We start from the raw sequence: 13,422 nt of genomic DNA, 5'->3' as shown, positions 1-13,422 counted from the left end.
ACCATTTTATTTAACACGGGTTAGTTTTGACTTTGCAACGAATACAGAGTCGCATTATTTATTAAGGATCACTATGTCAATCAATGATCACATCAAACAAAGCTATCAGGCCAGCTTAGAGCGACATATGGCGTTGTTCGCAAAAATGGCCGATTATCACTCCCAGTCTGTAGAACTACTGGCCGCCTGCAAAACAACCTTAGATGCGGGTGGTAAGGTGATTTGGTTTGGTAATGGCGGCAGTGCGGCTGATGCACAGCATTTGGCTGCCGAGTTTGTGGTTCGTTACAAGCTTGAGCGTGGTCCGCTGGCGTCCATTGCTTTGACTACAGATACGTCAATCTTAACGGCGCACAGCAACGATTATCACTTTAATACCGTATTTGAGCGCCAGGTACAGGCGCTGTGTAAACCTCAAGATCTGGTGATTGGCCTGACAACGTCAGGAACCAGTGAGAACATTAATCTGGCATTACAGGCGGCGAACGAGATTGGTGCCTATACGGTAGCACTGACAGGCCGTACTGGCGGCACAGTAAAAGACATCGCCAGATTGCCAATCATCATCGACTTCGATGAAACCGCACGTATTCAGGAAGCCCACATGTTTATCGGGCACTGGCTCTGTGAAGCAGTCGATATGGTGATTGCGGAGCAGTCAGTATGAATCTGAGTGCATTGAGAAACTTAAACCAGGCTAAGGTTCTGGTGGTCGGTGATGTGATGCTCGACCGATATTGGCATGGTGATACGGGCCGCATTTCACCTGAAGCGCCGGTGCCGGTGGTTAAGGTGAGTAGTTTGGAAGACAAGGCGGGCGGCGCGGCTAATGTGGCGAAAAATATTGCGCATTTGGATGGTCAGGTTGGACTACTGGGCTTAATTGGTGAAGATGACAATGGCCGCCAGCTGGAATCTATCCTGGCAAAAGAAAAGATTGCCTCACAACTGGTTACCGTAGCTGAGCTGCCGACGATTGCCAAAATGCGCGTGATCAGTCGTCATCAGCAGGTGGTACGACTGGACTTGGAGGAGCCCTTTGTCCACTCCCACAGTCAGCTGTTATTGACACGCCTGGAGCAAGTTGTTGAACACTATGACTTTGTGCTTTTTTCGGATTACAACAAAGGGGCGTTAACCTGTATTGAAGAGATGATTAAAGTCGCCAAAGAGGCCGGTAAAACGGTGCTTATCGACCCGAAATCGTCTGATCTGAGCCGCTATTGTGGCGCAGACTACATAACGCCAAACCTCAATGAGTTTCGTCTCGCCGGAGGAGACGCCAGCAACGAAGAGACACTGACGAGCAGTGCCCGGGCTTTGATAAAGCAAGCCGGCATTGGCGCTATGTTGCTGACGCGCTCTGAGCAGGGAATGTCGTTGATCACGCAACATGAGAAGCATGATTTTGCCGCTCAGGTGCAGGAAGTCAGCGATGTCACCGGCGCGGGTGATACTGTGATTGCAACACTGACAACTATGCTGGGTGCCGGGTTTTCGCCCAGTGAAGCGGTGGAGCTGGCCAACTTAGCGGCGGGGATTGCCGTGGCTAAACTGGGCGCTGCGACCGTAACCCCGGAGGAGCTGAGCCGTAAACTGGGGCAGTATCTGCGTCAAACCGGTGAGCATTATCAAACGCCTTATGAAGAAGTGCTCAAGCACATCGAGTTTGCCAAACAAAACGGCGAGACCATAGTGTTTACCAATGGCTGCTTTGATATTCTGCATGCCGGACACGTACGTTATCTGGCGCAAGCCAAGGCCAGGGGCGACCGGCTGGTAGTTGGTCTCAATAACGATGACTCTATTTCAAGACTGAAAGGGCCAGAGCGGCCAATCAATCCGCTCAATGAGCGTGCTATGGTGCTGTCGGCGCTGGCGTCAGTCGACTGGGTGATCCCGTTTGGTAAAGAAAGTGAGGGCGATACACCGGCTAAGCTGATTGAACAGATCAGCCCGCATATTCTCGTCAAGGGCGGGGATTATCAGGTGTCAGAAATTGCAGGTGCCGATCATGTCCTTGCCATGGGCGGTCAGGTTGAGGTGTTAGCCTTTCTCGACGGATGCTCCACATCCAATATCATTGCCAAGGCCAGAGAGACTGAGTAGCCTTGTCTGACAATGCAAAAGCCGGTTTACGCCGGCTTTTTTGTCATTGCACCCTGGTAAGTATCAATAAAACCCTGCCAGTCCTGCTCTGTACAGAAAAACTGTGTGGAACGAGATGCCTCTTTTTTTAGCGAACGGGCGAGCCGCTCAATGTTGGCCATTTGCCATTCTTTTGCAGGCATTTTGAGCGCGCCTTTGTCAAAATCAATCAAGTAGACATTGCCCTGATCATCAAACAAAATATTGTTGCAGTTTAAATCGTCGTGATAGGCTCCGGCGTGATGAAAGCGTGCCAGCGTGGTTGCGACTTGCTGCCAGTCCTGCGACGGCAGCGGTGCTGATTGTAGCCTTTCACACAAGCTTTGTGCGCCTGAGATGGCGTCCGTCAGAATATCCGCACGATAAATACCTGCCGACACGGTGACTCTGGCGCCCAGCGGCGTTGGAACTGGTAAGCCCAGGCTGGCAAGTTGAGTGAGCAAGTCCAACTCGAGATACACGCGGGTGTTTTTCAGACCGGTGAACAGATATTGATCTTTAAGCACTTTACCAATTAAGCCCCCGCGCCAGTAGTGTTTGAGGACCGCAACCTGTTGCGTTGCATAGCGCACGAACCAGGCCGCAGCGCGCCCCTGTTTTGAGGTCACAACGGCGTTTTGCCGTTGCCAGAACGTCACATCGAACCAGTCCGAAGACAAAGACTCCGGCGTATGGCGGGTACGCAGCAAGTAGTGATTAGGGTGTTGTTCTATTTTTAACATGACTTCTCTGAGGTAGCACTGCAACGACAAACGCCCAGTGTAACGACTTTTCTTGTCGGGGAAAATCTCATAGGTTGCAAAATAGTGGGTTTTATTTAAGATCGGGTGCTTATTTTCAGTTACGGGCGACATGTGTGTCTCAGGCAATTTCTTCCATTTGTATTCTCCGTCTTTCAGCCATCGGTGATGTGTGTCATGCCGTTGCGGCTGTTCAGGCCATCCAGCGCGCGCATCCACAGGCAAAAGTCACCTGGGTGATTGGCAAAGTTGAAGCCATGCTACTGGCAGACATGCCTGGGGTTGAGTTTGTTATTTTTGACAAGAAACAAGGTAAGGCTGCATTTAAGCAGCTTAGGGCGTACTTTAAAGGCCACAAGTTCGACGTCCTTTTGCATATGCAAGTGGCGTTTCGCGCCAACCTGGCTGCACGTTGCATCCCCGCCCGAGTCAAAATTGGTTTTGATAAAGGCCGCTCTAAAGAACTGCATTCATTGGTGATCAACAAGCGGATCACTCCACAGAATGAGCCCCATGTGTTGGAAGGGTTTCAGGATTTTGCCCGCGCCATCGGGGCTGAGTGTGACGCACCAACATGGGATATGCCTGTGAGCGAGGCGGATAAGCAGCAAGCCCGTGAACTGCTGCAAGGCCTGACGCGCATTTTCGTCATTTCTCCGGCTGCCAGTAAAGCAGAACGTAATTGGCTGCCAGAGCGTTATGCCGCGCTGGCTGATTATGCCGCAGCGCAGGGGTTTAGCGTGGTGCTGACAGGTGGACCGACCGAGCTGGAGCGCAAGCTCAGTGATGCCATCCTGACGCATGCACAGTGCGATATCACCAATCTGGTGGGCAAAACCAAACTTAAAACCTTACTGTGTGTGCTGGCGCAGGCGCAACTGGTGCTGGCACCGGATACCGGACCTGCTCACATGGCGGTAACGGTTGGCACGCCAGTCATTGGTTTGTATGCGCATTCAAACCCCAAACGCACTGGTCCGTATTTGTACCAGGATTATGTGGTCGAGGTGTACCATGACAACCTGATGGCACAAAAAGGCAAAAGTGCACAGCAGCTTAAATGGGGGACACGTTTAAAAGGCAGTGATTTGATGAGCCAAATCTCAGTGGAGCGGGTGACACAGATGTTCGACCAGGTAGTAAAACAGGAACAATTATGACACACAAAGCGGTATTTCTGGACCGGGACGGGGTAATCAATCAGGATCATGCCTACGTGCATAAAATCGAGGACTTTGAGTTTATTGATGGGGTGTTTGAGGCATGTCAGCAATTTCAGGCTCAGGGTTACAAGCTGGTGGTGGTGACCAACCAGTCAGGTATTGGCCGGGGATATTATGATGAAGCTCAGTTTGCACAGCTCACTGACTGGATGTGCAAGCAGTTTCTGGCCCATGGCGTGTCGATTTCAGGCGTGTACTTTTGCCCTCATCATCCGAAAAAAGCGCAACCACAGTATCTGCGTGAGTGTGAATGCCGCAAACCGAATCCCGGTATGCTGCTGCAGGCCATCGAAGAGCATGACATCGACCCGACACGCAGCGTGATGGTCGGCGATAAAGGCTCGGATATGCAGGCTGCACAGGCCGCGGGTGTACGCACTAAGATCTTGGTTGAGTCGGGTCAGACGTTCACTGAGGAGGTGCGCGCGTCTGCCGACTATGTGTGTGGAACATTGCGTCAGGTACTTGATGTACCTCCGTTTATCTCATAAGCGTTTACAAAGCGTCTGCGAACAAGATAATCACAATCCGTGCAATTAAGGTGCGAACCTTTTAAAATATAAGCAACCAATTTAATGACACAGCCGGTATTGAAAATAAATGATATCGGCGCTTCAGTGTGTGCCTGTCGCACACACCCCGTGCAACTAATGGAGACTCCCGATGAGAGCAGCGGCATTTTTCAGCCAGCTTCAGCAACAGATTGAAGAAGTAAAAGCAGAGGGTTTATACAAAAAAGAGCGTGTGATCACCTCTCAGCAGCAAGCAGAAATCGCAGTATCAACCGGCGAAAGTGTTATCAACTTCTGTGCAAACAATTACTTAGGTCTTGCTAATCACCCGGACCTGATTGCGGCTGCTCAACGCGGCCTGGATGATCATGGCTTTGGTGTGGCCTCTGTGCGCTTTATCTGTGGTACTCAGGATATCCATAAAACTCTGGAAGCTAAAGTCAGCGAATTCCTGCAAACGGAAGATACCATTTTGTACTCTTCTTGTTTTGACGCCAATGCCGGCCTATTTGAAACCATTTTGGGCCCGGAAGATGCGATTATCTCGGATTCTTTAAACCATGCGTCTATCATTGATGGTGTACGCTTGTGTAAGGCAAAGCGTTTCCGTTATGCCAATAATGACATGGCAGATCTGGAAAAGCAGCTGATCGCAGCTGATGAAGCCGGTGTAAAAACCAAGCTGATCGCAACCGACGGTGTATTCTCTATGGACGGGGTTATTTGTAACCTGTCTGAGCTATGCGATCTGGCAGATAAGTACGATGCCCTGGTTATGGTCGATGACTCACATGCCGTTGGTTTTGTTGGTGAAAACGGTCGCGGTACACCAGAATACTGTGGTGTGATGGACCGAGTGGATATCATCACAGGCACCTTAGGTAAAGCACTGGGTGGTGCATCAGGTGGCTATACTTCAGGTAAAAAAGAAATTGTTGAGTGGCTGCGTCAACGTTCTCGTCCGTACTTGTTCTCAAACTCACTGGCACCGTCTATCGTAACGGCGTCTATCAAAGTACTGGACATGATGAAAGAAGGCCAGGCGCTGCGTAACAAGCTGTGGGAAAATGCCGCGCACTTCCGTAGTAAAATGGAAGCCGCAGGCTTTACCTGTGCGGGTAAAGATCACGCCATCATCCCGGTGATGCTAGGCGATGCGAAAGTGGCCTCAGACATGGCGGATCGCCTATTGGCTGAAGGCATTTATGTTATTGGCTTCTCTTACCCGGTTGTACCGAAAGGTCAGGCGCGGATCCGTACTCAGATCTCTGCGGCACACACCACAGAGCAGCTGGACAAGGCGATTGATGCCTTTATCCGCATCGGTAAAGAACTGGGCGTGATTTAATCACTGCCCGACAGCCTTTGGCTGTGAGCGATTTATAACGCAAGCCACCGGCTTGCGTGTTTCTGACGAGTGAAAACACATGAAAGCTTTATCCAAGTTAAAAGCACAAGAAGGGATTTGGATGACGGATGCGCCCAAACCGGAAGTTGGGCATAACGATCTGCTGATCAAGATCCGTAAAACGGCCATTTGTGGCACCGATGTTCACATTTATAAATGGGACGAGTGGGCACAAAATACCATTCCAACACCTATGGTAGTGGGACATGAGTACGTAGGCGAAGTTGTAGATATGGGCCAGGAAGTACGTGGCTTTGAAATAGGCGATCGCGTATCTGGCGAAGGCCACATTACCTGTGGACATTGCCGTAACTGTCGCGCTGGTCGTGTACACCTGTGCCGCAATACCATAGGCGTGGGCGTAAACCGTGAAGGGGCGTTTGCGGAGTACCTGGTTATCCCAGCGTATAACGCGTTTAAGATCCCCGATAACATTTCTGACGAGCTGGCCTCTATCTTCGACCCATTTGGCAATGCTGTGCACACAGCGCTGTCTTTTGACCTGGTTGGTGAAGATGTGTTGATCACAGGGGCAGGCCCGATTGGTATTATGGCTGCCGCAGTGGCTAAGCATGTGGGCGCACGCCATGTGGTGATCACCGATGTCAACGAGTACCGACTAGACCTGGCACGTAAAATGGGTGCAACGCGGGCCGTGAATGTTGCCGAAGAAAAGCTTGAAGACGTGATGAAAGAGCTGGGCATGACAGAAGGGTTTGATATCGGCCTGGAAATGTCGGGCGTGCCGGTGGCGTTCAACAGCATGCTGAACAACATGAATCACGGTGGTAAAATTGCCATGCTGGGCATTCCGCCAGGTGATATGGCTGTTGACTGGAATCAGGTTATTTTCAAAGGCTTGGTGATCAAAGGTATTTATGGTCGCGAGATGTTTGAAACTTGGTACAAGATGGCGAGTCTGATCCAGTCAGGCCTGAATCTGGAACCTATTATTACCCATCAGTTCCATATTGATGAGTTCCAGCAGGGCTTTGATACCATGATCTCTGGTCAATCAGGTAAAGTGATCTTAAACTGGGACTAAGGTCCAAACGATCCTAATTCAGAACACCTCGGGTCTGTGGCCGTTAACGAGGTGTTTTTTGTGTCTGCTTATTAAATTGAGAGTACTATGAGTTTTAAACATATTTCAGTGGCCCAAACCAAAGAGATGTTGGCGCAATCTGATCTGGTTATCGCCGATATCCGTGATGCGAATTCGTTTGCGCAAGGACACATTCCTGGTGCAGAGCATTTATCGAATGATAACCTGGGACATTTCTTACAGGAAAAAGAGTTTGAGCAACCGATTATTGTGGTCTGCTATCACGGAGTCAGCTCGCAAGGGGCTGCCAATTACCTGGCAGAGCAGGGCTTTGAAGACGTGTACAGCATGGACGGTGGTTTTACACAGTGGGCGCAAGAGCTTCCGGATAACGTAGCAAAATGAAACATCTGGGCTCCTTTGATAACCCACGCGCGGTTCAGGGAGTCGCAGACTATCTGAAAACCCGGCATATTGCGTGCCGTGTTACCAGCGAGGACGGACAGGTGACGTCGTTGTGGGTTGATGAACAGCACTGGTCTCAGGCCAATCAGATCTGGCAGGAGTTTATCGCTGACCCTTATCATGAAAAGTATCTGGCGGCGTCCTGGCAACTGTCACCATCAGAGTCGCCACTGGTATATCAAGGTACTAAGCTGAATTTGTGGCAACGCTTCACCGCGCTGAGCTGGATGCTCAAAGCGGTGTTTATTATCTCTGTGGGGATATTTTTAAGCTTTTTTGTTTATGGGGTTGAACCCGTCTTTGCCGCTTTTCAGTTTGAACCACAGACCCCCTGGCGTTGGATCACACCTGCTTTCTTACACTTCGGATTGCTGCACCTGGTATTTAACCTGTCGTGGTGGTTGTATCTGGGTCACATGATTGAGCATCGCCTGGGCAGCTGGGTACTCTGGGTTATTTTTGCCGCCGGTGCATTGCTGAGTAACTGGATGCAGTACTTGCTAGCCGATGCAAACTTCGGTGGTCTCAGTGGCGTGGTCTACGCTTTGCTCGGGTTTTGCTGGATCCACTCAGCAAGGTACCCACAGTCGCCACCTTTGATTAGCACCCCGATTGTGGGCTTTATGCTGATCTGGATGGTGCTGGGCTTCACAGACGTGTTATTCGTCAACATGGCAAACTGGGCACATTTATTTGGCTTACTGGCAGGTATGGGCGTTGCTGTGTTATTACCTGTGCGCGGCAGCAGTCAGGATTAATGCAAGGCCACTGGCCTTGCTGCGCTAATGGTATAAATACTTAGTAAATAAAACTTCCCGGATGATTTCTTGTCCGGTTTCTTCTTTTAATAACGTTTTGAGCTTTTCTGCACAACGCTGGCGTATTTCTTCCCGTCCCGTCAGCGATTTAATGGTCTCTTCTGGCTCTTTACTTAAGATTTGCACAATGGCGTCGCGAAGCAGGGGCGTGTGGTGTTCAACGACGGCGATGTTGCTGACATCATCGAGCATCAAATCAACGGTAACCCGGACATAACCAAGCTTCTTATTGGACTGCCCGATGTAATTGGTGATGATATCAGGCTCAAATCCAAAGTAGCCGACGGTTGATTCTGCGCGTGAGTTTGTACTCACACAAATCAGCACAAGTGCCATCAACGCGATACAGATCCGATTCATAATAGCCTGAAAATACTTAACTAAATACCAACAATAGGATTAGTTTATACGTAAAACCGGGTTATGAACAGCAGTGAGTAAGGGAAAGGTAAACTTTTTTGCCGGAGTAAGCTTTGCTATCATGGCGCGGTTATTACCTGAATTGAATTACTGACTTGTTTAATCTGCCAAATTTATTGCGATCAAGCTGGGAACCTCTGGCCCGGCACCAGGACATTCCGGACGCCCTGCGCCCACTGTTGTGTGAAACTGGCTCTCTGACGGCTTTGCTGCGCGCGCAATGTCGTGTCTTGCATGTGGAAGTGCTCAACGAGCAGGTGCGTCAGCTTGATGGTGAAGTGCAGACGATTCTCGGTTGTGACCGCGCCCTGTGTCGGGAAGTCGTGCTATATTGTGATGATATTCCGGTGGTTTATGGGCAGAGCTGGCTCCCGGATAGTGCTGCGGTACTCGGACTCAACAATATTGGCAATACGCCACTGGGGGAGCGCTTGTTTGACCAGCAGGCCTGGCAACGCGGTGCAATTGAGGTTGCGATGCTGGATAAAGCAATGCTGCCCTCGTTTTTCCCGCTGAAAGAGACATCGAACAGTGATCTGTGTTACGCAAGGCGCAGTGTATTTACGCGTCAGAATAGCAAGGTTCTGGTGTGCGAAATTTTCCTAAATGGAGTTAAGGTATGAAGCTATCGTTGCTTCGCTCTGATCATATAGAGGAATACAAGCAGCTGATGCGTGTTGAGAAACCCATCGGCACTTTGTTGTTAATGTGGCCAACACTCTGGAGTCTGTGGATAGCGTCCGATGGTATGCCGCACTGGCACTTACTCCTTATCTTTGCGCTGGGCACTTTTATGATGCGCAGTGCAGGCTGTGTGATCAATGACTTTGCCGACCGTAAGGTTGATGGCGCTGTAAAAAGAACCGCACAACGTCCGCTTGCAAGGGGAGCCGTCAGTGAAGGCGAGGCACTCACTTTGTTTGCCCTGTTGATTGGGGCGTCTTTTGTACTGGTATTGCTGTTGAACTGGCAGACCATTTTACTGTCGTTTGGTGCTTTAGCACTGGCCAGTGTTTATCCTTTTATGAAGCGCTACACGCATTTACCTCAGGTCGTGTTGGGGGCTGCCTTCAGCTGGGGGATCCCAATGGCCTTTATGGCAGTTCAGGAGAGCGTGCCTGCCATTGCCTGGGTGTTATTTATCGCTAATCTGCTGTGGACTGTGGCCTACGACACAAAATATGCCATGGTGGATAAGGATGACGACCTTGTCATTGGAATAAAATCCACCGCTATTCTGTTTGGTCGTTGGGATCGACATGTCATTGCGGTGCTCAATCTGGCGTTTTTAGCCTGTATGGCCTGGGTGGCAACTCAGGTTACTATGTCTATATGGTTCTGGTGTGGATTTACCATTGCCGGGGTGTGGCTGGTGAAACTGCAATGGCAGATCAATGACAGAAGCAGAGATAAGTGCTTTAAGGCCTTTCTGAGTAATAATTATGTTGGTTTGGCGATGTTCGCCGGTGTGGTCGCTGGCTTGTGATGGAAACAGGGGGAAGTGAGTGAGCGAATTTTGTTTGACTCTATTCCTACGGTTGAAAACCGCGATACCCGAACAGAATATCTAGCTTAAAACTCGCTCAAATCTCCCATTTATCCAAACAGATAAGAAAACAGTTAACGCTTCCTGTTAACTGTTTACCGCTGTTGCAACGGCATTTTTCTGTGCTGTTTGCTCAATTAATGACAATAAATTACTGACGTGTGAACCACTGCCAAGCTGGTGGCTGGTTTGCACGACAATTTGTTCATGACTCGCATCCTTGTTAGTCTTGAGTAAGATCAGATCAGGGTCTTGTGCTATGACCTTAGAATGTTCAATGCTGGCTATTGCAAAGCTTTGGCTATTCTTCAGTCCGTCAATCACCTGGCTGATATTACCAATTTTGACATTGGTTGACTTGTTAAGCCCTTCAACCGCTTCATTCAACATGTTCTGTACCTGTTTAGACTGAGAGAAACAGCCATACATAGGGTACTGAGCAAGCTCGCTACGGCGAATGCTGTCTTGTGTTGCCAGCGGATGTTGTTTGGCGACAAACAAAATCAGTTGGTCTGGCAGGTGGATATCACTCACTAAGCTGGTTGCAGATTCAAGATAAACACTGATATCTATTTCGCCAAGCTGGAGCTTGCGAAGCAGATCGTGTTCACTCAAAAGTTGCATTTCAACTTTGACGTTGGGGAAATCCGCCAAAAACTGTCCACATGACGTTGGCACTATGCTACTTGCTTGAGCAGTGTAACCAACAACAACGCGCTGTTGATCACGACCAAACAAGCTTTGTTTGATAGTGTTTCTGGTTATGTCTAATTCCGATAAGGTCGACTTACAATAATTGAGAAAAAGTTCACCTTGTTCGGTCAGTTTGACGGAGCGGGTCGATCGTTTGACAAGTTCACAGCCAATCTCATCTTCCAGTGTCTGAATGCTTCTGGTGAGTGCGGAAGTACTGATATTGGTTTGTTCTGCGGCTTGCCTAAAGTGGCGTAAATTGCCTAAAGCAACGAATTGCTCGAGTTGTTCAAATCTCATGTGAAATTCCTTTTATTTCAACAAAAATGCAATGACAACGTTGATTCCCTAATACTAATACAGTTTAGAGAAACATCCAAGTGAATTTTTTACATTTCGCTTACAAAAACTAATCTGGGTACTGATCACGTATTGTGACGAATTGTTCCAGATTTTCTACAAACAGATCAACCAGTTTGGGATCAAATTGTTGACCACGCTGGCGTTTTATCTCTGTTAGAATTTCTTCAAGTGTCCAAACCGGCTTGTAACACCGCACACTTCCGAGTGCATCGAACACATCTGCAAGCGCTGTAATTCTTCCGGCAATGTCTATTTGCTCACCTTTCAAGCCTTGCGGATAACCACTGCCGTCCCACTTTTCATGGTGCTGGTGTGCTATGATTGCGCCGCATTGCAAAATATCATTTGTTGAGTTTTTTAGTATTTCATAGCCCTGTTGGGCATGAGTCTTCATTATTGCCCATTCATCGTCATTCAGTTTTCCGGGCTTATTTAGAATGACATCCGGGATGCTAATCTTGCCAATGTCGTGCAAAGGTGAAGCAAGTTTTATAATTTCGGCCCTATAATCGTTTAATCCGACCAATTTAGCCAGTAATAAACTGTAATGTGCTACTCGCTTTACATGAGAGCCGGTTTCTTTAGAACGTTTTTCTACCGCTTCACCGAGGATATAAGACAGCTCTTTTTGTGACTCTTTGACGGTTTCTCTGAGATTCAGGTTGTCGTACGCCAGCGCAATGTTATTAGCGAAAAAGGCCAGTAACTGGCAATCTGTCGGTTGCAGCAGGCCTTTCTTACTAACATAGAGCATAGTCTCTAAACCAGCCTGACTGGTAAAGTAACCGACATACTCATGATCAGACTTGCTGGACGTTTTACGGTTATGGGTCTCTATAAAACGGCTTTTCACTTTGTCTGGCAGGGCGGTTTGTTCCGGTGCTATGCCTGCGCCAGAGGCCGCAAGCAGCTGAAATTCCGCCCCCGCGCCATTTTGTTTATTAACGGCAGCCGCACAATAGATATCGGAATCACTGAGCCCCATAACATCCGCAACATGGGATAAGATGGTGGAGGCAAAGTCCTGGACATTATTACACTTCAAAAAGCTGGAAGACGCATCAATAATGCGCTCGAGCCCTTGTTTATGGCGTTCAATGGTTTGGATGTCGCGGTGAGAGCGCAGCGCTGAGTAAAGTAAGGTCTTTAATTTCACCGCAGTGAGCTCAGTCTTGTTTTTGTAGTCATTAATGTCGTAATCACGAATGACCGACTCTTCAGGTGCTTCTCCTGGCTGCCCGGTGCGTAGGATCAGGCGAATATCATGGTTGGCCATGTCATTACGAATGAACTTAATGAGATCCAGCCCGGCATGATTACTTTCCATCACTACATCAATTAGACCCACCGATATGGAGTCTTCTGAGTTGAGGATGTCCATTGCCTGTTTTGCCGAGTAGGCATGATGAAAACGCAATGGCTTTTGCTCAAACCGAAAATCCGATAACACCAATTTGGTCACCTGATGAATGTCTTCTTCATCATCGACCACCAGGATATCCCAGCAGGCATTATCGACAGTAATATGCTCTTCATCCTTAAGTGGCTCATTTGAAAAGAGAAAATTGCTCACATAGAACCTCTGCTCAGTGCCTATTCTCTGTTAGTATAGCCAGCAAAAAAGTGAGTTGCTTATTCTTGTATTGGCTTTTTTTCAATATTGTTAAGTTCAATCTCTATGGCATCACAGGAAATATGTATCTCGTACAGGGAAAGCAATAAAGAAAGTGTCAGGCAGCACAGGCTGGCGCCAAACAGCACGACCCCTAACAGTGCCACATCAACGAATAAGGCAAACATCGACATAGTACAGAGTAAAAAGGCGATGACACCCCATACCTGCATCAGGCGAATGAGCTTGATACGCTTTTTAAGATTATCAATCTGGGCGACAACCAGGGGCCGGAGCTGGTCGCCTTCTCTGGCGTTTAACTCTCTGATCAGCTGTGCCAGCACTAAAAATCGATTGGTGTAAGCCAGCAATAATAAGGAAATGGCAGGAAATAGTAACCCGGGTGTGGTGAGCGTCATTTTTGTACTC

Annotated in this window: 15 protein-coding genes; 10 read left to right on the top strand and 5 right to left on the bottom strand. The window is 48.7% G+C overall.

What is annotated here, in order from left to right; all coding sequences use genetic code 11:
* The first annotated feature begins 73 nt into the window (after positions 1 to 73).
* Both L1285_RS03940 and hldE read left to right on the top strand, forming a co-directional pair.
* Positions 74 to 667 (top strand): D-sedoheptulose-7-phosphate isomerase, encoded by a 594-nt coding sequence (locus L1285_RS03940; RefSeq protein WP_235411045.1) that lies wholly within the window; start codon positions 74 to 76, stop codon positions 665 to 667.
* The gene (gene hldE / locus L1285_RS03935; RefSeq protein ID WP_235411044.1) at positions 664 to 2,109 is read left to right on the top strand and encodes a bifunctional D-glycero-beta-D-manno-heptose-7-phosphate kinase/D-glycero-beta-D-manno-heptose 1-phosphate adenylyltransferase HldE; all 1,446 of its coding nucleotides are present in this window, start codon (positions 664 to 666) and stop codon (positions 2,107 to 2,109) included. The genes L1285_RS03940 and hldE overlap by 4 nt, the downstream gene beginning before the upstream one ends.
* A gap of 26 nt (positions 2,110 to 2,135) precedes the next feature.
* Here hldE and L1285_RS03930 read toward each other — a convergent pair whose 3' ends face one another.
* Positions 2,136 to 3,002 (bottom strand): 3-deoxy-D-manno-octulosonic acid kinase, encoded by an 867-nt coding sequence (locus L1285_RS03930; protein WP_235411043.1) that lies wholly within the window; start codon positions 3,000 to 3,002, stop codon positions 2,136 to 2,138.
* A 2-nt stretch (positions 3,003 to 3,004) separates the two neighbouring features.
* Here L1285_RS03930 and L1285_RS03925 point away from each other — a divergent pair, with 2 nt between their 5' ends.
* The 6 genes from L1285_RS03925 to glpG all read left to right on the top strand — a co-directional run bounded on the left by L1285_RS03925 (position 3,005) and on the right by glpG (position 8,299).
* Positions 3,005 to 4,048 carry a glycosyltransferase family 9 protein gene (locus L1285_RS03925; RefSeq protein WP_235411042.1) on the top strand — a complete coding sequence of 348 codons (1,044 nt, stop codon included), beginning with the start codon at positions 3,005 to 3,007 and terminating at the stop codon, positions 4,046 to 4,048.
* Positions 4,045 to 4,602 (top strand): D-glycero-beta-D-manno-heptose 1,7-bisphosphate 7-phosphatase, encoded by a 558-nt coding sequence (gene gmhB, locus L1285_RS03920; protein WP_235411041.1) that lies wholly within the window; start codon positions 4,045 to 4,047, stop codon positions 4,600 to 4,602. Before L1285_RS03925 ends, gmhB begins: the two co-directional genes overlap by 4 nt.
* A gap of 172 nt (positions 4,603 to 4,774) precedes the next feature.
* Positions 4,775 to 5,971, top strand: a complete 1,197-nt coding sequence (locus L1285_RS03915) for a glycine C-acetyltransferase (RefSeq protein WP_046003014.1) — start codon at positions 4,775 to 4,777, stop codon at positions 5,969 to 5,971.
* A gap of 79 nt (positions 5,972 to 6,050) precedes the next feature.
* Positions 6,051 to 7,076 (top strand): L-threonine 3-dehydrogenase, encoded by a 1,026-nt coding sequence (gene tdh / locus L1285_RS03910; protein ID WP_235411040.1) that lies wholly within the window; start codon positions 6,051 to 6,053, stop codon positions 7,074 to 7,076.
* 87 nt (positions 7,077 to 7,163) lie between these two features.
* On the top strand, positions 7,164 to 7,481 hold the full coding sequence (glpE, locus tag L1285_RS03905) for a thiosulfate sulfurtransferase GlpE (protein WP_125778815.1): 318 nt from the start codon (positions 7,164 to 7,166) through the stop codon (positions 7,479 to 7,481).
* Complete coding sequence (gene glpG / locus L1285_RS03900; protein WP_235411039.1) at positions 7,478 to 8,299, top strand: rhomboid family intramembrane serine protease GlpG; 822 nt, start codon at positions 7,478 to 7,480, stop codon at positions 8,297 to 8,299. The genes glpE and glpG overlap by 4 nt, the downstream gene beginning before the upstream one ends.
* A 24-nt stretch (positions 8,300 to 8,323) precedes the next feature.
* Here the strand turns inward: glpG and L1285_RS03895 are convergent, their stop codons facing one another.
* The gene (locus L1285_RS03895; protein WP_046003010.1) at positions 8,324 to 8,719 is read right to left on the bottom strand and encodes a flagellar basal body-associated protein FliL; all 396 of its coding nucleotides are present in this window, start codon (positions 8,717 to 8,719) and stop codon (positions 8,324 to 8,326) included.
* A 155-nt stretch (positions 8,720 to 8,874) separates the two neighbouring features.
* Here L1285_RS03895 and L1285_RS03890 point away from each other — a divergent pair, with 155 nt between their 5' ends.
* Both L1285_RS03890 and ubiA read left to right on the top strand, forming a co-directional pair.
* Positions 8,875 to 9,402 carry a chorismate--pyruvate lyase family protein gene (locus L1285_RS03890; protein ID WP_046003009.1) on the top strand — a complete coding sequence of 176 codons (528 nt, stop codon included), beginning with the start codon at positions 8,875 to 8,877 and terminating at the stop codon, positions 9,400 to 9,402.
* Entirely contained in the window at positions 9,399 to 10,265 is an 867-nt protein-coding gene (ubiA, locus tag L1285_RS03885; RefSeq protein ID WP_235411038.1) for a 4-hydroxybenzoate octaprenyltransferase, read from the top strand. The genes L1285_RS03890 and ubiA overlap by 4 nt, the downstream gene beginning before the upstream one ends.
* 147 nt (positions 10,266 to 10,412) lie before the next feature.
* Here ubiA and L1285_RS03880 read toward each other — a convergent pair whose 3' ends face one another.
* From L1285_RS03880 to L1285_RS03870, 3 genes are all read right to left on the bottom strand, one after another.
* The gene (locus tag L1285_RS03880) at positions 10,413 to 11,318 is read right to left on the bottom strand and encodes a LysR family transcriptional regulator (RefSeq protein ID WP_046003007.1); all 906 of its coding nucleotides are present in this window, start codon (positions 11,316 to 11,318) and stop codon (positions 10,413 to 10,415) included.
* 109 nt (positions 11,319 to 11,427) lie between these two features.
* Positions 11,428 to 12,954: a DUF3369 domain-containing protein gene (locus L1285_RS03875; protein ID WP_235411037.1), complete on the bottom strand. Its 1,527-nt coding sequence runs from the start codon at positions 12,952 to 12,954 to the stop codon at positions 11,428 to 11,430.
* A 59-nt stretch (positions 12,955 to 13,013) separates the two neighbouring features.
* Positions 13,014 to 13,412 (bottom strand): DUF2721 domain-containing protein, encoded by a 399-nt coding sequence (locus L1285_RS03870; protein ID WP_235411036.1) that lies wholly within the window; start codon positions 13,410 to 13,412, stop codon positions 13,014 to 13,016.
* Positions 13,413 to 13,422: the final 10 nt, after the last annotated feature.

The organism is Pseudoalteromonas sp. DL2-H2.2, from assembly GCF_021532535.1.
GTDB classification, from domain to species: Bacteria; Pseudomonadota; Gammaproteobacteria; order Enterobacterales; family Alteromonadaceae; genus Pseudoalteromonas; species Pseudoalteromonas rubra_A.
This window is presented reverse-complemented; position numbering and strand designations above follow the sequence as displayed.